Origin of the sequence: Microbacterium sp. 2MCAF23, assembly GCF_052115565.1 — a bacterium.
Classification (GTDB): domain Bacteria; phylum Actinomycetota; class Actinomycetes; order Actinomycetales; family Microbacteriaceae; genus Microbacterium.
Window position 1 is genome coordinate 28,627 of sequence record NZ_JBFRGY010000002.1, and the last position, 20,386, is coordinate 49,012.

At 71.0% G+C, this 20,386-nt stretch carries 15 protein-coding genes; 7 read left to right on the top strand and 8 right to left on the bottom strand.

Annotation, left to right across the window (positions count from 1 at the left end; translation table 11 throughout):
* Positions 1–36: 36 nt before the first annotated feature.
* The 7 genes from AB4078_RS01670 to AB4078_RS01700 all read right to left on the bottom strand — a co-directional run bounded on the left by AB4078_RS01670 (position 37) and on the right by AB4078_RS01700 (position 8,907).
* Entirely contained in the window at positions 37–300 is a 264-nt protein-coding gene (locus AB4078_RS01670) for a hypothetical protein (RefSeq protein ID WP_441975719.1), read from the bottom strand.
* Entirely contained in the window at positions 297–2,918 is a 2,622-nt protein-coding gene (gene valS, locus AB4078_RS01675; RefSeq protein ID WP_441975720.1) for a valine--tRNA ligase, read from the bottom strand. The genes AB4078_RS01670 and valS overlap by 4 nt, the downstream gene beginning before the upstream one ends.
* A 162-nt stretch (positions 2,919–3,080) precedes the next feature.
* Complete coding sequence (ptsP, locus tag AB4078_RS01680) at positions 3,081–4,772, bottom strand: phosphoenolpyruvate--protein phosphotransferase (protein ID WP_441975721.1); 1,692 nt, start codon at positions 4,770–4,772, stop codon at positions 3,081–3,083.
* Position 4,773: 1 nt separating this feature from the next.
* Positions 4,774–5,043 (bottom strand): HPr family phosphocarrier protein, encoded by a 270-nt coding sequence (locus AB4078_RS01685; protein ID WP_440731523.1) that lies wholly within the window; start codon positions 5,041–5,043, stop codon positions 4,774–4,776.
* 28 nt (positions 5,044–5,071) lie between these two features.
* Positions 5,072–7,177, bottom strand: a complete 2,106-nt coding sequence (locus tag AB4078_RS01690; protein WP_441975722.1) for a PTS fructose transporter subunit IIABC — start codon at positions 7,175–7,177, stop codon at positions 5,072–5,074.
* Positions 7,178–7,201: 24 nt separating this feature from the next.
* Entirely contained in the window at positions 7,202–8,149 is a 948-nt protein-coding gene (pfkB, locus tag AB4078_RS01695) for a 1-phosphofructokinase (protein WP_441975723.1), read from the bottom strand.
* The gene (locus tag AB4078_RS01700) at positions 8,146–8,907 is read right to left on the bottom strand and encodes a DeoR/GlpR family DNA-binding transcription regulator (RefSeq protein WP_441975724.1); all 762 of its coding nucleotides are present in this window, start codon (positions 8,905–8,907) and stop codon (positions 8,146–8,148) included. The genes pfkB and AB4078_RS01700 overlap by 4 nt, the downstream gene beginning before the upstream one ends.
* Positions 8,908–9,101: 194 nt before the next feature.
* Between AB4078_RS01700 and AB4078_RS01705 the strand changes: the two genes are divergently transcribed.
* Genes AB4078_RS01705 through AB4078_RS01720 form a run of 4 tightly spaced genes read left to right on the top strand, consistent with a single transcriptional unit; the run spans position 9,102 to position 14,143 of the window.
* A complete protein-coding gene (locus AB4078_RS01705) occupies positions 9,102–10,727 on the top strand; it encodes an ABC transporter substrate-binding protein (protein ID WP_441975725.1) in 1,626 nt (541 codons plus the stop codon).
* Between the two features lie 25 nt (positions 10,728–10,752).
* Positions 10,753–11,769 (top strand): ABC transporter permease, encoded by a 1,017-nt coding sequence (locus tag AB4078_RS01710; RefSeq protein ID WP_441975726.1) that lies wholly within the window; start codon positions 10,753–10,755, stop codon positions 11,767–11,769.
* Positions 11,766–12,578: an ABC transporter permease gene (locus tag AB4078_RS01715; RefSeq protein WP_441975727.1), complete on the top strand. Its 813-nt coding sequence runs from the start codon at positions 11,766–11,768 to the stop codon at positions 12,576–12,578. Before AB4078_RS01710 ends, AB4078_RS01715 begins: the two co-directional genes overlap by 4 nt.
* Entirely contained in the window at positions 12,575–14,143 is a 1,569-nt protein-coding gene (locus AB4078_RS01720; protein ID WP_441975728.1) for an ATP-binding cassette domain-containing protein, read from the top strand. Before AB4078_RS01715 ends, AB4078_RS01720 begins: the two co-directional genes overlap by 4 nt.
* A 13-nt stretch (positions 14,144–14,156) precedes the next feature.
* On the opposite strand, the gene AB4078_RS01725 is transcribed toward AB4078_RS01720, so the two are convergent.
* Positions 14,157–14,801, bottom strand: coding sequence for a pentapeptide repeat-containing protein (locus AB4078_RS01725; protein ID WP_441975729.1), 645 nt, complete (start codon positions 14,799–14,801; stop codon positions 14,157–14,159).
* A 411-nt stretch (positions 14,802–15,212) separates the two neighbouring features.
* Between AB4078_RS01725 and ileS the strand changes: the two genes are divergently transcribed.
* Genes ileS through AB4078_RS01740 form a run of 3 tightly spaced genes read left to right on the top strand, consistent with a single transcriptional unit; the run spans position 15,213 to position 20,385 of the window.
* Complete coding sequence (ileS, locus tag AB4078_RS01730; RefSeq protein ID WP_441975730.1) at positions 15,213–18,569, top strand: isoleucine--tRNA ligase; 3,357 nt, start codon at positions 15,213–15,215, stop codon at positions 18,567–18,569.
* Positions 18,566–19,921, top strand: a complete 1,356-nt coding sequence (locus tag AB4078_RS01735; protein ID WP_440731533.1) for a bifunctional folylpolyglutamate synthase/dihydrofolate synthase — start codon at positions 18,566–18,568, stop codon at positions 19,919–19,921. Before ileS ends, AB4078_RS01735 begins: the two co-directional genes overlap by 4 nt.
* Positions 19,909–20,385: a DUF4233 domain-containing protein gene (locus AB4078_RS01740; protein ID WP_441975731.1), complete on the top strand. Its 477-nt coding sequence runs from the start codon at positions 19,909–19,911 to the stop codon at positions 20,383–20,385. Before AB4078_RS01735 ends, AB4078_RS01740 begins: the two co-directional genes overlap by 13 nt.
* Position 20,386: the final 1 nt, after the last annotated feature.

The following is a 20,386-nucleotide window of genomic DNA, read 5'->3' on the forward strand; positions in this document are numbered from 1 at the left end:
CGAGAGCCCGTCGACAGGCTCAGGGATCGGACCGGGTCAGTCCTCGAACGGACGGACCACGACCTCGCCCAGGGCGGTCCGCGAGACCTCCCAGCCGGTGTCGAGCTCGGCGATCGGCCGGCCCTCCAGCCAGGTCAGGGTCCACGTGCCGCGCAGCAGGTTCAAGGCCCCGGTGTGCAGGCTCAGCGTGCCGCCCGCCACGCTGCGGGCCTCCGCGTCGGCGATGCCCGGGCGCAGGGCCGCGGGAACCGATGCCGGCGGCTCGGATCCGGCGGCCCAACGCGTCCCGAGCTGCATCATGCCTCCTCGACCGGTGCCAGCTCGATGGCCGTGATCTCGAGCGCATCGGCCTCACGGAAGGTGATCTTCGCGATGCGGCCCACGGCCCGGAGGTCGTCCGCAGCGGCCTCGAGCGCCGCGATCTCGGCAGCCGGGGCGGCGATGGTCGCCGACGACACGGGGGTCTTCTGCGAGGCCTTCGCCTCGGTCTTCGCCCGCCGGATGCCGATCAGCGCCTTGCTCGCCGTCGCGAGCACAGCGGGGTCGCCGGCACCAGTCGATCCCGGCACGGGGCCGAGCGGCTCCGGCCAGGCCGCAGTGTGCACCGAGCCATCCTCGAACCAGCTCCACGCCTCCTCGGTCGCGAACGACACGATCGGGGCGAGCAGGCGCAGCAGCGTGGAGAGGGCGAGGCGCAGGGCGAGTGCCGCGGAGGCCTGACCCACGTTCGTGCGGTCGTAAGCGCGCTCCTTGACGAGCTCGAGATAGTCGTCGCAGAACGTCCAGAAGAACGCCTCGGTGATCTCGAGCGCGCGCGCCTGGTCGTAGTTCTCGAACGCCGTCGTCGCGTCGCGCACCACCCCGTCCAGGGTGGCGAGCATCGAGGCATCCAGAGCATGCGTGATCTCGGCGCCCTCGGGCACGGGGAAGGACAGCACGAACTTCGCGGCGTTGAGGATCTTGATCGCCAGGCGACGGCCGATCTTCACCTGCGTCGGGTTCTGCGGGTCGAAGGCGGCGTCGGCCCCCAGTCGGCTGGAGGCCGACCAGTACCGCACCGCGTCGGATCCGTGCGCGTCGAGGATGTCGGCGGGGGTGACCACGTTGCCCTTGGATTTGGACATCTTCTTGCGGTCGGGGTCGACGATGAAGCCGCTGATCGCGGCGTTGCGCCACGGGGTGCGTCCGTCTTCGAGCGTCGAGCGCAGCATGGTGGAGAACAGCCAGGTGCGGATGATGTCCTGCCCCTGCGGGCGCAGATCCATCGGCGAGACCAGATCCCAGAGCTCGCCGTCGCGCTCCCATCCGCCCGCGAGCTGCGGGGTGAGGGAGGAGGTCGCCCAGGTGTCGAGGATGTCCGCCTCCGCGTCGAACCCGCCCGGCACACCGCGCTGCTCGGCGGTGTAGCCGGCGGGGACGTCGGAGGTGGGGTCGATCGGCAGGCTCTCGTGTCCCGGCGTCAGCACGCGGTCGTAGTCGCGCTCGCCGTTCTCGTCCAGTGCGTACCAGAGCGGGATCGGCACGCCGAAGAAGCGCTGACGCGAGACCAGCCAGTCGCCGGTCAGGCCGCCCACCCAGTTCTCGTAGCGCACGCGCATGAACTCCGGGTGCCAGTTCAGCTCGGCCCCGTGCGCGAGCAGCTGATCGCGCAGCTCGGCGTCGCGGGCGCCGTTGCGGATGTACCACTGGCGCGTGGAGACGATCTCGAGCGGGCGGTCGCCCTTCTCGAAGAACTTCACGGCGTGATTGAAAGGCTTGCCGACCGCAGTCATGGCGCCGGTCTCCTGGAGCTTCTCCACCAGCGCCTTCCGCGCCGAGAACACGGTCTTGCCCGCCATGTTCTCCACGTACCAGGCGGCCGCGCCCTCGTCGCCCACCGACGCGGGGGCGTCGGGCAGGAATCGTCCGTCGAGTCCGATCGTGGTCATGTTCGGCAGGTCGCGGCCGTCCGTGGTGCGCAGCTCGCGCCACCACACGATGTCGGTCACGTCGCCGAAGGTGCAGACCATGGCCGCTCCCGTGCCCTTGTCGGGCTGGGCGAGGTGATGGCCGTGGATCTCGATGTCGGTGCCGAAGAAGGGCGTGCGCACCTTCGTGCCGATGAGGTGCTTGTGCGGACCCTCGGGGTGGGTCACGATCGCGACGCAGGCGGGCAGGAGCTCGGGACGCGTCGTCTCGATCGTGATGTGCCCGGATCCGTCCGCGAACGGGAAGTCGATGGTGTGATACGCGGCCTGCTGGTCGCGGTCCTCGAGCTCGGCCTGCGCGATCGCGGAGCGGAAGTCCACATCCCAGAGGGTCGGCGCGAGGGACTGATAGGCCTCGCCGCGCTCGAGATTGCGCAGGAACGCGAGCTGGCTCTGTCGGATCGACTCGTTCGAGATCGTGCGGTAGGTCTGCGTCCAGTCCACGCTGAGGCCGAGCTGGCGGAACAGCGCCTCGAAGTGCTTCTCGTCCTCCTCGGTCAGCTTCTCGCAGAGTTCGATGAAGTTGCGGCGGCTGATCGGCAGTTGGTCCGCGGCGCGGGATGACTTGTTGTCGCCGCCTTCGAAGGGCGGTGTGAAGTCGGCGTCGTAGGGGAGCGACGGGTCGCAGCGCACGCCGTAGTAGTTCTGCACACGGCGTTCGGTGGGCAGGCCGTTGTCGTCCCAGCCCATCGGGTAGAACACGTTCTTGCCCCGCATGCGCTCGAAACGCGCCTTGATGTCGGTGTGCGTGTAGCTGAACACGTGCCCGATGTGCAGGCTGCCGCTCGCGGTGGGCGGCGGGGTGTCGATCGAGTAGACGCCGTCACGGCCGCTCTGCGCGGCACGGAGGCGGTCGAAGAGGAAGGTGCCGTCCGTGGACCAGCGCTCACCCCATTTCGCTTCGAGGCCTTCCAGTGCGGGCTTGTCCGGGATGGCGTTCAACGACGACATGGATCTCCTCGTGCGATGTGTGCGGCACTGTGTGAGCGTGCCTGAGTGTGGGGTGTGGCGACAGTCTACCGGCCCGGTCCCGGACCGCGGGTCCGGTGGGCGACGGCGATGCTCAGCGCAAGGAGGCGCCGGAGAGTGAACTCCGGCGCCTCCTCGCGGTCCTCACAGGATGGCGAGCAGCTCCGCAGCTGCGGTGGCGCGCACCGCGTCGCGGGCCTCGACGGCGGTCGCCGCACCTCGTGCCGCGGCCGCGAGTCGCTGGCAGTCGAGCTGGGAGTGCGCGGCGAGCGCCACCCGGACGGCCGGGACCTTGCCGGGTGCCATCGACAGGCTGGTGACGCCGAGGCCCACGAGCACGAGCGCCAGCAGCGGATCGCCGGCGGACTCGCCGCACACGCCGATCGGCTTCCCCGCAGCCCTCGCGCCGTCGGCGGCGGCCGCGATCACGTCGAGCACAGCGGGCTGCCACGGGTCGAGGAGATCCGCGAGCTCGCCCTGCATCCGGTCGGCTGCCATCGTGTACTGCGCGAGGTCGTTCGTTCCGAGGCTCCCGAAGTCGACCGCGCCGAGCACGTGGGACGCGCGCAGAGCGGCGGCGGGGATCTCGATCATCACTCCGGCCTTGGGCAGGCCGTTCTCGTAGACGCGCCGGGCGAACCAGGCGGCCTCCTCGACGGTCGCGACCATCGGCGCCATCACGCGGACGTCGGCGCCGGTCTGCTTCGCGGCGGCGGCCAGCGCCTCCAGCTGTGCGTCGAGCAGGTCCGGCCGCTCGGCAGAGAGGCGAAGTCCCCGCCGCCCCAGCGCCGGGTTCTCCTCCGGGCCGAGATCGGCGAACTTCAGCGGCTTGTCCGCTCCCGCATCGAGAGTGCGCACGACCACGCGGCGCCCGCCGAACGGTTCGAGGACGCGCCGGTAGATCTCGGTCTGCTCCGCGACGGTGGGCGCGGTCTCGGACGATAGGAACACGAACTCGGTGCGGAACAGACCCACGCCCTCGAGATCCTGCGCACCGGCGAGCACGGCGTCCTCGACGCCGCCGATGTTGGCCAGCAGCGCGATCGCGAGACCGTCCTTGGTGCGGCCGGGGCCGGACGACCCCGCCAGGGCCGCGGCACGCCGTTCCCGGCGGACGCGCTGCTCGGCGACCAGGGCCGGATCCGGGGCGACGACGACTTCGCCGGTGTCGCCGTCCACGGCGATGAAAGTGCCCGGGGCGATCTGCGTCGCATCGGCCACCTGCACCACGGCGGGGATGCCCATCTGCGCCGCGAGGATCGCGGTGTGGCTCGTGCGTCCGCCGGCCCGGGTGACGATCCCGGCGACGAGCGCGCGATCCAGCGTGGCCGTCTCCGCCGGTGCCAGGTCCTCGGCCACGACGATGCTCGGCTCCGTGAAGTCCGGCACCCCGGGAGCCGGCACGCCCAGCACCGCGGCGACGGCTCGGGAGCCGACGTCGCGCAGATCCGCGACCCGCTCGGCGAAGTAGCCGCCGAGCGCCTCGAACTTGACGACGAACTCCTCGACCGCGGCCGAGATCGCCGTCGCGGGTCCCACGCCGGCTCGGACACCCGCCACCGCGGCCTTGAGCAGCGACTTGTCGCGCGCCATCATCGCGGTCGCCTGCAGGATCGCCTGCGCGGTGTCCACGACGTGCTCCGCCTTGGCGTCGAGTGCCGCGGCGACGTCGGCGAAGGCCTGCGCGACGTCGGCCGCCGCCTGATCCGCGTCGGCGGGGCCCGGTTCGTTCTGCGGCGGGCGGACCGGCGGTGCGACCTGCACCACCGGCCCGTACGCCGTGCCCGGACTGACGCCGATGCCCTGTCGGACCTCGCCGGGGATCACGGCCGTCATCTCACTGAGCGTCCAGGTCGGTGGACAGCAGCGCCACGAGCTTGTCGAGCACGGCATCCGCGTCGGCGCCTTCGGCCGTCAGCACGACCTCTTCGCCGTGCTTCGCGCCGAGCGCCATGACGCCCAGGATGCTGGTGGCGTCGACGGCGTCCTCACCGGGACGGCCGATCTCGACGTCGAGCCCGGAGTCCGCCGCGGCTTCGACGAAGAGCGACGCGGGACGGGCGTGCAGGCCGACGGACGAGGCGATGGTGACGGTACGAGTGGCCATGGTTGTTCTCCTTCGAATGGATGGTTGTTCAGACGGCGACGGACTCTGAGGCCGCGGTCTCGATCTGCTCGACGCGCTTGCTCTGCGCGACAGTCTTCAGCACGGTGATGATGAGCGCCATCACCACGACGCCGATGACCAGCGCGAGCAGGAAGAGCAGCGGGGCGCCGATCAGCGGGAGGACCCAGATCCCCCCGTGCGGGGCGCGCAGCGTGACACCGAAGACCATGCAGAGACCGCCGGTCACGGCGGATCCGATGACCGACGAGGCGATCACCCGGATCGGGTCGGCGGCGGCGAACGGGATCGCGCCCTCCGAGATGAACGACAGGCCGAGCAGCCAGGCCGCCTTGCCGTTCTCGCGCTCCGGCTCCGTGAAGAGCTTGGGGCGCAGGGCGGTCGAGAGCGCCATCGCGAGCGGAGCCACCATTCCGGCGGCCATGACCGCGGCCATGATCTTCAGTTGGGGGGCGTCGGTCGCCGCGCCGGCCGCGGCGAGCCCGGTCGTGGCGAACGCGTACGCGGTCTTGTTGACCGGTCCGCCCAGGTCGAAGCCCATCATGGCGCCGAGGACGATGCCGAGGACCAGAGCGCCCGCGCCGGTCATTCCGGTCAGCCACTGGTTGAGCTGCGTCGTCAGCCACACGATCGGACGGCCGAGGATGGTGATGAACAGCCCCGCCGTGATCAGGGTCGACAGCAGCGGGATCACGACGACCGGCATCACGCCGCGGACGCCCTTGTGCACCCGCCAGCGCGAGATCCACCGGGCCACGAATCCGCCCACGAATCCGGTCACCAGGCCGCCGAGGAATCCGGCGCCCATGGTGGCCGCGATCGAACCGCCGACGATGCCGGGGACGAGCCCGGGACGGTCGGCGATCGCGAACGCGATGAAGCCGGAGAGGATCGGGACCAGGAAGCCGAACGAGGCGGCTCCCATCACGAACAGCAGCCCGCCCCAGGACATCAGGCTCGTCGGATCGAAGTGCTGAGCGATGTTCGTCGCGTCCGGCGCGATGAGGTTGTACTTGACGACCTTGAGCGCGCCGGTCTCGCCGACAGCGATCTGCGCGATCATGAACGAGAGCGCGATGAGGATCCCGCCTGCGGCGACGAACGGGATCATGTACGAGACCCCCGTCATCAGCCACTGGCGGATCTTCGTGCCGACCTTCGCATCGGCCTCCACCTTCGTGGTGAGGCCTCCGGCCGATGGCCCCGCAGCGGCTGCCGCAGCCTTGGTCGGGTCGGCCGCCCACTCTGCGGCGAGCGCCGATGCCCGCTCGATGAGCTCGGGGCCGTCGGAGATCGCCTTCTTCACCGGGACGTCGACGGTGGGCTTGCCGGCGAACCGGCCGACGTCCTTCACCGCGAGGTCGTGCGCGAACACGACCGCATCGGCCTCGGCGATCTCGGCGGGGGTGAGCGGAGTGGATCCGGCGGAGCCCTGGGTCTCGACCTTGATCGAGTGCCCGGCAGCCTTGGCAGCTCTTTCCAGCGCCTCCGCGGCCATGTACGTGTGCGCGATCCCGGTGGGGCAGGAGGTGACGCCGACGAGCTTGAGTGAGCGGCCCGCCGCGGGTTCGGCTGCGGCCTCGGCGACTTCGGCCTCCGCGACTTCGGCCTCCGCGGCCTTTGCTTCAGCGGCCGGCGCGGGTGTGCTCTCCGGCCCCGGCTTCGGCGCGTCCAGCTGCACGTGTTCGCCGACGATCGCGACGACCTCGGCCTCTGTCGTCGCGGCGAGCAGCGCGTCCCGGAACTCGGAGCGCATCAGCGCCCTGGCGAGCTTCGGGAGCATCTGCATGTGCGCATCGCCGCCGCCCTCGGGCGCGGCGATGAGGAAGACCAGCCGCGCCGGGCCGTCCTTCGCGCCCCAGTCGATGCCGTCGCGGGTGCGGCCGAAGACGAGGGACGGCTCGGTGATCGCGGCGCTGCGCGCGTGCGGGATGCCGATGCCGCCGGGAAGGCCGGTGGCCATCTTCGACTCGCGCTCGCGGACGTCCGCGAGGAACTGGTCGAGGTCGGTGCAGCGGCCGGTGGCGACGAGCCGTGCGGCGAGGGTCGCCGTCGCCTCGTGCCGGTCGGCGCCGGTGAGGTCGAGCACGACCTGTTCTTCGTTGATCAGTGCCATGAGGAGTTCCTTTCCGTGGAGGGGTCAGTCCGCGAGGGGGAGTTCGCGGTCCGGGGTGGAGGTGACGGTGACGTGCACGTCACGAAGATCGGCGGGCGTGGGCACCTGGCTGCCGGGCAGAGCGACGGCCGCGGTGCCCCAGCGGACGCCCTCGGCGAGGGCCTCCGCCGCGGAATGGTCCGCGCTGAGCGCGAACAGGAATCCGGCGAGCATGCAGTCGCCGGCGGCGACCGTCGAGACGACGTCGGACGCCACTGCGGTCGCGTGCCAGGCGCCACCGCTGGTGACGATCACGGCGCCGTCCCGGCCGAGACTCACCGCGACCATGTCGATGCCGTCGCGCTGCAGCGCCTGCGCGGCGTCGAGAACGGCCCCGAGCGTGGGCAGATCGCGGCCGATCAGCTCGCCGAGCTCATCGCGGTTCGGCTTGATGAGGGTCGGCTTGGCCTCGACAGCAGCCGCGAGCGGGGCGCCGGAGGTGTCGATCGCGACGCGGATGCCCCGCTCGTGCGCACCGCGCACGAGCCGGCCGTAGAAGTCGGCTGGGGCGCCGAGGGGGAGGCTGCCGCCGCCCGACAGCCAATCGCCGGCCGGGACGCCGGTCAGCGCGTTCGCGATCAAGGCGTCGACCTCGGCGGCGTCCAACAGCGGCCCCGGTTCGTTGATCTTCGTGGTGGTGCCGTCGGGCTCCAGCACGCTGATGTTCATGCGCACGCTGCCCCGGATCGGCACGACGACGACGGGCACGGATGCGGCGCGGCAGAGCGCTTCGAGCAGCCCGCCTTCGAGCCCACCCGAGGGGAGTACCGCGCGGGTGTCGCCGCCCATCGCGGCGACGGCACGGGAGACGTTGAGCCCCTTGCCGCCGGGATCGACGCGACTGGACGTCGCGCGCTGCACCTCGCCGCGGGAGAGCGCGTCGAGCGTCACGGCGCGGTCGATGCTCGGGTTCGGGGTGAGAGTGATGATCATGCGATCACGACCTTCGGTCCAGCGGCGCGCAGCGCCTCCACGGCGTCGGGGTCCGCTGCGGTGTCGGTAATGATGGTGTGCAGTTCCTCGGCGCGTGCGAAGCGCTGGAGGTGGACGGCGCCGAGCTTGCTGGAGTCGGCGACGAGGATGCGGGTGCGCGCGGCCTCGAGCATGGCGCGTTTCACGGCGGCCTCGTCCTGGTCGGGGGTCGACAGGCCATGGTCGGCGTCGAAGCCGTTGGTGCCGAGGAAGGCGACGTCGACGGTGAGCTCGGCGAGCGCCTCGATCGCCCACGGACCGACGGCCGCGCCCGTGACGGTGCGCACACGTCCGCCGATGAGGAGCAGCGTGAGGTTGTCCCGGCCTGCGAGGGCGCCGGCGACGATGGTGTTGTTGGTCACGACGGTGAGCTGCGCGTCGGCCGGGAGCAGCTCGGCGATCGCGAGCGTGGTGGATCCGGAGTCGAGGAGGATCGTGCCGCCGTCGGGCAGCTCCTGCAGAGCACGCGTGGCGATGCGCAGTTTCGCCTCCGAGTGCTGGCCGATGCGTGCCGCGAGGGTGAGCTCCGGCAAGGAGCGCTCGGCGGGGAGTGCGCCACCGTGGACGCGGCGGACCAGGCCCTGCTGCTCCAGGACCGCGAGGTCTCGCCGGACGGTCTCGGTGGTCACGTCCAGCAGTTCCGCCAGACCGGTGACATCGACGCGGCCGTCCCGTTGTGCGCGCTCGTGGATGCGCTGCTGCCGCTCCGCTGCGTACATCGGGCTCCTTTGCCGCTCTCCGTGGCCCGGGTTCGGGCGTTGCGCTAGCTTCCCACAAGATCCAACATAAAACAACACAAAAGCAGATTCGGGCTCATCGATCGCAGGAATCGGGCGATAGATCCACTCCGTCCACAAACCGATAGCCTGGAGTGTCCCGCACACAGCTCCCTCTCCGCACCCGAGGATTCCTCATGCCTTCTCCGCTTCGGCGTCGACTCCTGCCCTTCACCGCCCTCGCCGCGGTCGCCGCGCTCGCGCTCAGCGCCTGCTCCGCCTCGACCGGATCCGCATCGGGATCGGGAGACGCGAACGGCGAACTCGTGTGGGGCGTCGACGGCAGCCTGCTCTCGAGCGGCAAGATGGATCCGCAGACCAGCCAGCTCGACGTGACCGCCATGGTGCAGCGTGCCGTGCTGGACTCGCTGGTGTTCCAGAAGACGGACGGATCCTTCGTGCCGTGGCTCGCGAAGAAGTGGGAGATCTCCGAGGACGGGACCGCCTACACGTTCCACCTGCGCGACGACGTCACCTTCACCGATGGGGAGAAGTTCGACGCCGCCGCGGTGAAGGCCAACTTCGACCGGATCGCGGATCCTGCGACCAAGTCGGCGCAGGCCGCGAGCATGCTCGGCGGCGAGCTGTACAAGGGCACCGAGGTGATCGACCCGAGCACGGTGAAGGTCACGTTCTCGCAGCCGTACGCGCCGTTCCTGCAGGCGGCGAGCACCGCGCAACTGGGCTTCTACGCGCCGAAGGTGCTCGCCGAGCACTCCGCCGATCTCGCCGCCGGTGGCAAGGGCATCACGGTGGGCACCGGCCCGTTCCAGATCTCGTCGTACACGCCCGATCAGGAGATCGTGTACACCCGCAACGCGAAGTACGCCTGGGCGCCGGAGGGCCAGGAGGCCCCCGCGTTCAAGACCCTTCGGGTGCAGATCCTCCCCGAAGCGTCCGTGCGCAGCGGATCCGTGACGTCGGGCGAGATCGACCTCGCCTCGCAGCTGCCGCCGAACCTCGTCTCGCAGATCAAGGGATCCGCGACCGTGAAGTCCGTGCAGGTGCCGGGCCTGCCGTACTCGCTCTTCCTCAACGAGAAGAACGGGGTGTTCGCGGATCAGAAGGTGCGCGAGGCGTTCACCCGGGCGATCGACGTCGACGCCGCGGTGGACAAGATCTTCTTCGGGCAGTTCCCGCGGGCGTGGAGCATCCTCGGCCCGACCACGCCCGGTTACGACAAGAGCCTCGAGAAGAGCTGGCCGTTCGACAAGGATCTCGCGAACAAGCTCCTCGACGAGGCGGGTTGGACCCAGCGCGGAGCCGACGGCATCCGCACCAAGGACGGGAAGCGCCTCACGGCGGACTGGATCGCCTGGACTCCCGTCTCCGACGACCATGCGGCCCTCGCGAACGCGATCCAGTCCGATCTCAAGGCGGTCGGGTTCGAGATCACGCGCGAGACGCTGGAACCGGGCGCCTACAACGAGAAGTACGGCCCCAAGACCTTCGACATCACGGACTGGGACTTCTCCGGCGTCGACCCCGACCTGCTGCGCAGCCATCTCGCGACCGACGGCTTCCAGAATGCATCATCGGTGAGCGATCCGAAGCTCGACCAACTGCTCAAGGACGGCATCGCCGCCACTGACGCGTCCACGCGCGCCGACGTCTACGCGCAGATCCAGAAGTGGAACGCGAAGGACGACGCGATCGTGCCGCTCTACGTCACCTCGGCGATCACCGCGGTGGGCGACAAGGTGGCCGGTCTGGGCTTCGACATCTACGGGCGGCCGCTCTTCTTCGGCGCCAGCGTGAAGTGAGCACGGTTCGCGATATCGTCCGCTCGTGAGGGATCGACCAGGGCCGCCGGACGCGTCTGTGCGCCGATCCGGCGTCGTCGTGCGCCGGATCGGCGGGGCGGCCGCGTCGATCGTGCTCGTGCTGTGGGGGGCGGCGACGCTGTCCTTCCTCGCCTTCCGGGTGCTGCCCGGTGACCCGGTGAGCGTCATGCTCGGCCCGCAGGCCCAGGTGGGCGAAGCGGTCAAGGACCGGATCCGCGCCGACCTGGGGTTGGATCGCCCGCTCTGGCAGCAGTATCTGTCGATGCTCTCCGATCTGCTGCATGGGGATCTCGGTACGTCGTATCAGCTGCGGATGCCGGTGAGCGAGGTGATCGGACGCCAGCTCGGCGCCACGCTGCAGCTCACGGCACTCGCCCTCGCGATCGCGGTGCTGCTCGCGCTCGCCGGGGTGCTGATCGTTCGCCGGCCGCTCGCTCGCGGGCTCGTCGCGACCGGTGAGCTGATCGTGCTGTCCTCGCCGGTGTTCTGGATCGGCCTGCTGCTGCTCACGGTGTTCGCCTTCGGGCTGGGCTGGTTCCCGGTGGCGGGATCGCGGACCGGGGCGAGCCTGGTGCTGCCGGCGGTCGCCCTGGCACTTCCCGTCGCGGCGCTGCTCGGCCAGGTGCTGCGCGACGGTGTGGAGGCGGCCGAGCGGCAGCCATGGGCGCTGACGGTGCTCGCGCGCGGCGCCGACCACGCCCGGCTGACGCTGAGGCACACCCTGCGGCACGGTTCGATCGGAGCGCTGACCCTCAGCGCGTACCTCGTGGGCTCGCTGCTGGGCGGTGCGGTGCTCGTGGAGACGGTGTTCGCGCGCCCGGGTCTGGGGCGGGTGACGCTGGCGGCGATCACGGGGCGCGACCTGCCGGTGGTCACCGGGATCATCCTGTTCAGCGCTCTCGTTTTCGTCGTCGTGAACACGCTCGTGGAGTTGGCGGCGCCGTTCCTGGATCCACGGCTGCGGGCCTCGGTCGGACGCCCGGCCGAGGCCGCTCCCGCGCGCGCGGAGGCGGACGCATGAGGCTGCTGAGGCGCGTCCTTCTCGCGCTCGCCGCGGTCGTGCTGGCCGTGGTGGTGCTCGCCGCCGTCGTGCCGGGCCTGCTCGCCCCGGGGGATCCGCTGCAGACCCATGTGCGCGATGCACTGCTGCCGCCCGGTCCGGGGCACCCGTTCGGCACCGACCAGAGCGGGCGCGATGTGTACGCCAGGGTCGTGCACGGGGCCGGGCGCTCGCTCGGCATCGGCGTCCTGGCGACAGGCCTGGCACTCGTGGTCGGCCTGATCGTCGGGTCGCTCGCCGGAGTGGCGCCGCGACCGGTTGACGTCGCGCTGATGCGCACGAACGACGTGCTGATGGCGTTCCCCGAGTTCCTGCTGGCCCTGGTCGTCGTCGCGATCCTCGGCCCCGGTGCCGTGAACGTCGCGATCGGTGTGACGCTCGCTGCGATACCCGTGTACGTGCGGCTCGCCCGCGCGCAGACGCAGGTGCTGCGTCGCGCGGAGCATGTGGAGGCGGCGCACATCCTCGGCGTCGGGGCGTTCACGACGTTCCGCCGGCACGTCGCGCCGGGTGTGCTCGGCGCGCTCAGCGTGCTCGCCACGATCGGGCTCGGATCCAGCATCCTCGCCGCCGCCGGCCTCAGCTTCCTCGGGCTCGGACCCGCCGAGCCGTCGCCGGAGTGGGGGCTTATGCTCGCAGGCGGCCGCAACGTGCTCGGCCAGGCCTGGTGGATCGCCGTGTTCCCCGGGCTCGCGATCACGCTGACCGTGCTGGCGGCGACCTTCCTCGGACGCGCGCTGCGTGCCCGCGCCGAGGGGAGGCGCGCATGAGCGCCGGGAGTGCCGGAGGGGGTACCCGGTCGAAGCCGCAGGCAGTTCCGGGGCCCGGTCTTCCGCCCGCGCTCCGCGTGGAGGGCCTGCGGATCCGCATCGACGGGCGTGCCCTCGTCGACGACGTGTCGTTCACGGTCGCGCCGGGGGAGTGCGTCGCGCTCGTGGGGGAATCGGGGGCGGGCAAGTCCCTCACGGTCCGCGCGCTGCTCGGCCTGCTGCCGGAGCACGCCACGGTCTCGGCGGCGATGCTCGAAGTCGACGGTGTGGATGCCGTGGCGTTGCCCGAGCGCGGCTGGCGGACGCTGCGCGGAGCACGCATCGCCCTGGTCTCGCAGGATGCGCTCGTGTCCCTGGATCCGCTGCGCCGCATCGGCGCCGAGGTCGCCGAGCCGCTGGAGATCCACGGATCCCTCCCGCGTGCGGCGCGGGACGCACGCGTGCTGGAGCTGCTCACGGACGTCGCGATGCCGGATCCCGTGCGGCGCGCTCGGCAGCGGCCGCACGAACTGTCGGGCGGGCTGCGTCAGCGTGCCCTCATCGCGAGCGCGCTCGCAGCCGGGCCCGTGGTGCTGGTCGCGGACGAACCGACCACGGCCCTGGACGCGACCGTGCAGGCGCGGGTGCTGGCGCTGCTGCGCCGGATCGCCGATGAGGGGACCGCGGTCGTGTTCGTCAGCCACGACATGGCGGCGGTGCGCCGGGTCGCCGACCGCGTCGTGGTGCTCCGGGACGGACGCGTGGTCGAGCGCGGATCCGCGTCTGAACTGCTCGCCGCACCGAAGGATGCGTACACGCGCGAGTTGGTGCTCGCCTCGACACCGACGCCGCGAACCCCGACCGTCGTCGACGCGCCGGTGCTCGCCACGGTCACTGCGGTGGGCAAGAGCTTCGACCGACCGGTGCTGCGCGACGTTTCGTTCGACCTGCGCCGCGCGCGCACTCTCGGGGTGGTGGGCGAGTCCGGATCCGGGAAGACGACGCTGGCCCGTGTCCTTCTGGGGGTCGAGCGCGCCGATACCGGCACGGTCGCCTGGGCCGGCGGCGGCCGACCGCGGATCCAGCTCGTGCACCAGAACCCGCTGGGCGCCTTCGATCCGCGCTGGACCATCGGGCGCTCGCTGCGGGAGGCGCTTGCGGCCGGGTGTGTTCCTCGCGCGCAGCGGGCGGCACGCGCGGCCGACCTGCTGCGTGAGGTCGGTCTGGATGCGGCGCTCGCCGCACGGCGCCCCGCCGCGCTGTCAGGCGGTCAGCGACAGCGCGCCGCGATCGCCCGTGCGCTCGCCGCCGAGCCCGAGGTGCTCGTGCTCGACGAACCGGTGTCCGCGCTGGACGTCACTGTGCGGACGCGGATCCTCGCGCTGCTGGACCGCCTGCAGCGCGATCGCGGGCTGACCATGCTCCTCGTCTCGCATGACCTCGGGGTGATCGCGTCCGTGGCCGACGATCTGCTGGTCATGCAGGACGGTGCGATCGTCGAACAGGGCCTAGCCGCGCAGGTGCTCGGAGCTCCGCAGCACCCGTTCACGCGGGAGCTGCTGGCGGCCTCGGGCCCCTCCGTCTGACCCTCCCTGAGGGTCAGTCCTGCACGTCGATCCCTGCTGCGCGCGCGAACGCGGGAGCCAGCAGCTCGACCTGTCGTTCGGTCATCGTGGTGCCGCGCAGCGCGGTCACGTCGACGAATGCCACGGCGTCGAGCCCCCGCAGATCGAGGGCGTCGGCCCTCAGGCCCCGGGTGTCGACCTCGTCCGCTCGGCAGCGCTCGAACCGCACCCGGGTGGCCGTGGCGGCGGGGATGTCGACGGTGGCGAGGGTGCAGTCGGTGATGAGCGAATCCTGGATCTTCGTCGCCGCCAGCGAGAGGTAGTCGATGCGGGCGTGTTCGAGCATCAGCTCCGCGACGTGCGCGCCGGACAGATCGAGCGTGCCGATCCGGCCGCCCGCGATGCGCAGCCGCCGGATCGTCGCATCCTTGAGGGACAGCACGGGCGTGCGCGCGTCCACGATCTCGACGTCCAGCAACGTCGCCCCGGTCAGGTCCACACGGTCCGCGGTGCCGGACAGTGAGCACTGCTCGAACTGCGCATGCGCGAGATCCTCGGCGAGCGGGATCCGCTGTCCGATGTGGTCGCCGTGCCGGCGGCCCACCGCGTCATCGAGCTCGTCCGGCAGATCGGGCGGTGAGACGCGGGGCGGCTGGGGACGTTCGGTGCTGCGGGCCATGCCACGACCCTAGGACTCGTCGCCGACAGCGGCCCATGGCGCGATGCCCTACACGCCTGTCGCCGGTCATCCCGGTCGAGCCGCCGAGCCTGCGAGCAGTCGAGGATCCCGGGGCAGGATCCGGGCCGGAGCGCATCCGGATCCGGCGGCGTTAGACTGGACGGTACGAGCATCGATCCGGCCATCACCGGGGAGCTCTCGGAAGAACGCTTCGACAAGCCCAGCGACCGAAGTCAGTAGAACCGAGCGGGGCAGGCCCGTCACAGCCGCAGTGAGAGTGGCAGTTCGGCCCTTCGACAGCCTCAGGGACCGAACCGCACGCGAGGTGGTACCGCGGTCCCCATTGCCGAACAGCACGGGAATCGTCCTCGCAGCAGCAGCATCCGCCCGCCACCGACACTGCGAGACACGATGACCTACCCGCGCACCTCCTCCGCCGGATCCTTCGGCCCCGCCGCTGACGCTTCGACCGGCTCAGCGACCGTCACCCCGAGCCCGCGCTTCCCCGAGATCGAGCGCGACGTGCTCGCGTTCTGGGAGGCCGACGACACCTTCCGCGCCTCGATCGCCCAGCGCGAGGGCGCCGACGAGTGGGTCTTCTACGACGGCCCTCCGTTCGCCAACGGCCTGCCGCACTACGGACACCTGCTCACGGGCTACGCGAAGGACCTGTTCCCGCGCTTCCAGACCATGCTCGGCAAGAAGGTCGACCGGGTGTTCGGGTGGGACACGCACGGCCTTCCGGCCGAGCTCGAGGCGATGAAGCAGCTCGGGATCACCGAGAAGGACGAGATCGAGCAGATGGGCATCGACGTCTTCAACGCGAAGGCGCGCGAGTCCGTGCTCACGTACACGCACGAGTGGCAGGACTACGTCACCCGTCAGGCGCGTTGGGTGGACTTCGAGCGCGGCTACAAGACGCTCGACCTGAGCTACATGGAGAGCGTGCTCTGGGCCTTCAAGACCCTGCACGAGAAGGGCCTCGCCTACGAGGGCTACCGCGTGCTGCCGTACTGCTGGCGCGACGAGACGCCGCTGAGCGCGCACGAGCTGCGCATGGATGACGACGTGTACAAGGAGCGTCAGGATCCCTCCGTCACCGTGAGCTTCCCGCTGTCGGGGGAGAAGGCCACGGCGCTCGGCCTCGAGGGCGTCCGGGCGCTGGCGTGGACCACGACCCCGTGGACGCTGCCCACGAACCTCGCGCTCGCCGTCGGGCCGGAGATCGTCTACGCCGTCGTCCCGGTCGGGCCGAACGGGGCATCCGAGGGCGCTCAGGGCGACCGTTTCCTGCTCGCGAAGGACCTCCTCGGCGGCTACGCCAAGGACCTCGGCTACGACAGCGCCGAGGACGCGATCGCCGCGGTCTCCTCGACGGCGACCGGCGCGGACCTGGGCGGCGTCCGCTACGACCGTCTCTTCGACTACTACGCCGACGCCGAGACCTGGGGCACCGAGAACGCCTGGCAGATCCTCGTCGACGATTACGTCACCACCAGCGACGGCACCGGCATCGTGCACCAGGCGCCCGCCTACGGTGAGGACGACCAGCGCGTCGCGGGTGCGGCCGGGATCCCGACCATCCTGTCGCTCGACGAGGGCGGGCGCTTCCTGTCGAACGTCACGGACGTCGCCGGCGAGCTGTGGATGGACGCCAACACCCCGCTCGTCCGGCTGCTCCGCGCGAACGGCCGGCTGCTGCGCCTGCAGAGCTACCTGCACTCCTACCCGCACTGCTGGCGCTGCCGGAACCCCCTCATCTACAAGGCGGTCTCGAGCTGGTTCGTGCGCGTGACCGAGTTCAAGGACGAGATGCTCGCGAACAACGAGCAGATCACCTGGGCGCCGGAGAACGTCAAGCACGGCCAGTTCGGCAAGTGGCTCGAGGGCGCGCGCGACTGGTCGATCAGCCGCAACCGGTACTGGGGATCCCCGATCCCGATCTGGAAGAGCGACGACCCCGAGTACCCGCGTGTCGACGCCTACGGATCCCTTGCCGACATGGAGCGCGACTTCGGGCGCCTGCCGCGCAACGCCGAGGGCGAGGTCGATCTGCACCGCCCATACATCGACGAGCTGACTCGGCCGAACCCCGACGACCCGACCGGGCGGAGCACGATGCGCCGCATCGAGGACGTCTTCGACGTGTGGTTCGACTCCGGATCCATGCCCTTCGCGCAGGTGCACTATCCGTTCGAGAACCAGGAGTGGTTCGACTCGCACTCGCCGGCCGACTTCATCGTCGAGTACATCGGACAGACCCGCGGCTGGTTCTATGTGATGCACGCGCTGTCGACTGCGCTGTTCGACCGCCCGGCGTTCACGGGCGTGAGCTGCCACGGCATCGTGCTCGGCTCCGACGGGAACAAGATGTCGAAGTCGCTGCGCAACTACCCGGACGTCTCCGAGGTGCTCGAGCGCGACGGATCCGACGCGATGCGCTGGTTCCTGATGTCGAGCTCGGTGCTGCGCGGCGGCAACCTCTCGGTGACGGAGGAGGGGATCCGCGCCGGCGTGCGCGAGTTCATCCTTCCGCTGTGGAACTCGTGGTACTTCTTCGCGACGTACGCGAACGCCGCCGCCGGACCCGACGGATCGGGTTATGAGGCGCGCTGGCGCACGGACTCGACGGACGTGCTCGACCGCTACATCCTGGCGCGTACGGGTGACCTCGTGCGTGGCGTGCAGGAGGACCTCGAGAGCCTCGACTCGACGACGGCCGCCGCGCGCCTGCGCGAGTTCGCCGAGGTGCTCACGAACTGGTACATCCGCCGTTCGCGCGACCGGTTCTGGGTGGGGGTGGATGCGAACGACCCGACGACGACCGAGGCCTTCGACACGCTCTTCACGGTGCTGGAGACGCTGACCCGTGTGGCGGCGCCCCTCGTGCCGCTCATCGGCGAACGCGTGTGGCAGGGCCTCACCGGCGGACGCAGTGTGCACCTGACGGACTGGCCCGACGCCGAACTGTTCCCGCACGCCGACGACGTGCGCGACGCGATGGATGCGGTGCGCGAGCTCTCCAGCGTCGGCAATGCGCTGCGCAAGAAGGAGAAGCTGCGGGTTCGCCTGCCGCTGGCGCGGTTCACGGTCGTCTCGCCGCTGGCCGAGACGCTGGCTCCGTTCGAGGACATCCTCCGAGACGAGCTCAACGTCAAGGCGGTCGAGCTCGTGGCCCAGGGCGACGGCACCGCGGCGGAGTACGGCATCAGCCACCGCCTCAGCGTCAACGCCCGCGCCGCCGGTCCGCGCCTCGGCAAGGATGTGCAGCGCGTCATCCGCGCCGCGAAGGACGGCTTCTGGACCGAGGAGTCCGGCGTGGTGACGGCGGACGGCATCGCGCTGGAGCCGCACGAGTACGAGCTGGCGCTGGAGACCTCGGGGCGCCCCGAGGGCGAGGCGCTGGCCGTCGTCCCGACCGGTGGTTTCGTGCTGCTCGACACCGCCACCACGCCCGAACTCGAGGCGGAGGGCCTGGCCCGCGACGTGATCCGCGCCGTGCAGGACACCCGCAAGAACGCCGGGTTCGACGTGAGCGACCGCATCCGCCTGCAGCTGCGCTTCACCGACGCCGAGGACGGCGCGGCAGTTCGCAGCGCGTTCGGCGTCGCCGGGGTCGCCGAGGAGACGCTCGCGGTCGAGGCGGACGTCCTGGAAGCGGGCGCGGAGTTCGCCGTGGCGGAGTTCGTGGCCGACATCGAGGCGGGCACCTACGCCAACCGCGGCGGATTCGCCGTCGCCGTGAGCCGGATCGGAGACGCATCGTGACCGACGATCGAGAGCGCGCAGACGCCGTCTACTCCGCGTTGCTGGAGCGCGCGGGGGAACGCTGGGTGCAGCCCCGCAAGGAGCGCACCGCGCGCCTGCTCGAGCTGATGGACGACCCGCAGAAGACGTACCGCGTCGTGCACCTCACGGGCACGAACGGCAAGACGTCGACCGCGCGGATGATCGAGAGCCTGCTGCGCGCGCACGGGCTGCGCACCGGCCTGTTCACGAGTCCGCACCTGGAGCGCTTCACCGAGCGGATCATGATCGATGGCGAACCCATCGCCGACGGCGCCGTGGCCGACGCGTGGGAGGAGATCGAGCCCTTCGTCGGCATCGTCGACGCCGAGCTCGAGGCCTCGGGCGACGCACCCCTGACCTTCTTCGAGCTGCTCACGGTGCTCGCCTTCGTGGCGTGCGCGGATGCGCCCATCGACGTGCTCGTGCTCGAAGTCGGCATGGGCGGATCCTGGGACTCCACGAACACGGCCGACGGCGACGTCGCGGTGTTCACGCCGATCGACCTCGATCACGCCGACCGCCTCGGTGACACCATCGCGAAGATCGCCGAGGTGAAGGCCGGGATCATCAAGGACGGCGCGGCCGTGGTCTCCTCGCGGCAGACACCCGACGCCGAGGCGGTGCTGCGGCGCGTCGCGGCCGAGCGCGGCGCGAGCATCGCGTTCGAGGGACAGGACTTCGCGCTGGTCGAGCAGCGTCTCGCCGTCGGCGGCCAGCAGATCACCGTGCGGGGTCTGGCCGGGCAGTACTCCGAGGAGTACCTGCCGATGTACGGCGAGCACCAGGGGTTCAACGCGGCTCTCGCGATCGCGGCCGTCGAGTCGCTCATCGGGGGAGCGCAGCATGCGATCGTCGGCGACGTGCTCGCGGAGGGGCTGCAGGGCGCGACCTCACCCGGTCGCCTGCAGCTGCTCGGGATCGCGCCGACCGTGGTCGTGGATGCGGCGCACAACCCGCACGGCGCCCGCGCCCTCGCGGCCGCGCTGAAGGACAGCTTCGACTTCGACGAGTGGGGCCTCGTGCTCGGCGTGCTCGGCGACAAGGACGCGGCGGGCATCGTCGAGACGCTGCTGCCGTCGGTCGAGCACGTGTTCGCGACCGCTCCCGATTCCGAGCGGGCGAGCGAGCCCGACGCGATCGCGGATCTGGTGGAGCGGGCCGGAGGCCGGGCCACGGTGCATCCCACCCTGGCCGATGCCGCGGACGCCGCGCGCGAATGGGCCGCCTCGGCCGACCGCCGCGCGGTGATCATCGCCGGGTCCGTCGTGCTCGCCGGTGAGGCGATCTCGCTCGCGGCCGATGAGGACTGGAAGAGCGGATGGCGCGCGTGACCGACGACTCCGCGACCGCGGCCCGCGCCGCGAGTCCCCGCCGCGCCCGGAAGCCGCGCGGACTCGCGCAGAAGCTCGGGTCGATCATCCTCGCGTTCGAGGCGATCGTCGTGGGCCTGGCAGGGCTCACCGTCTACGGCCTGAAGGCGCTCGGCCCCGACATCGCGCCGTGGTGGGGCATCGTGGGCGGCGCCGTGGTCGGCGTCGCGATGCTCGTCGCCGCGGGGCTGATGGGCAGCAGAGCCGGAATCGTGATGGGATGGATCCTGCAGGTCATCGTCCTGCTGTCCGCCATCCTGGTGCCCGCGATCCTGCTGGTCGCGATCGTCTTCGGCGGCATGTGGGCCTACGCGATGATCGTCGGCGGACGCGCGGACCGTGCCGCCGCCTCTGCCCGCCTCGCGCATCCCACCACCCCCACTTCCTCCACCGACACCGCTGGAAAGACGACAGAGAGTGACTGAC

Coding starts and splice junctions, on each gene's coding strand:
- AB4078_RS01670 (WP_441975719.1), bottom strand. CDS start 300: ATGATGCAGCTCGGGACGCGTTGGGCCGCCGGATCCGAGCCGCCGGCA.
- valS (WP_441975720.1), bottom strand. CDS start 2,918: ATGTCGTCGTTGAACGCCATCCCGGACAAGCCCGCACTGGAAGGCCTC.
- ptsP (WP_441975721.1), bottom strand. CDS start 4,772: ATGACGGCCGTGATCCCCGGCGAGGTCCGACAGGGCATCGGCGTCAGT.
- AB4078_RS01685 (WP_440731523.1), bottom strand. CDS start 5,043: ATGGCCACTCGTACCGTCACCATCGCCTCGTCCGTCGGCCTGCACGCC.
- AB4078_RS01690 (WP_441975722.1), bottom strand. CDS start 7,177: ATGGCACTGATCAACGAAGAACAGGTCGTGCTCGACCTCACCGGCGCC.
- pfkB (WP_441975723.1), bottom strand. CDS start 8,149: ATGATCATCACTCTCACCCCGAACCCGAGCATCGACCGCGCCGTGACG.
- AB4078_RS01700 (WP_441975724.1), bottom strand. CDS start 8,907: ATGTACGCAGCGGAGCGGCAGCAGCGCATCCACGAGCGCGCACAACGG.
- AB4078_RS01705 (WP_441975725.1), top strand. CDS start 9,102: ATGCCTTCTCCGCTTCGGCGTCGACTCCTGCCCTTCACCGCCCTCGCC.
- AB4078_RS01715 (WP_441975727.1), top strand. CDS start 11,766: ATGAGGCTGCTGAGGCGCGTCCTTCTCGCGCTCGCCGCGGTCGTGCTG.
- AB4078_RS01720 (WP_441975728.1), top strand. CDS start 12,575: ATGAGCGCCGGGAGTGCCGGAGGGGGTACCCGGTCGAAGCCGCAGGCA.
- AB4078_RS01725 (WP_441975729.1), bottom strand. CDS start 14,801: ATGGCCCGCAGCACCGAACGTCCCCAGCCGCCCCGCGTCTCACCGCCC.
- ileS (WP_441975730.1), top strand. CDS start 15,213: ATGACCTACCCGCGCACCTCCTCCGCCGGATCCTTCGGCCCCGCCGCT.
- AB4078_RS01740 (WP_441975731.1), top strand. CDS start 19,909: ATGGCGCGCGTGACCGACGACTCCGCGACCGCGGCCCGCGCCGCGAGT.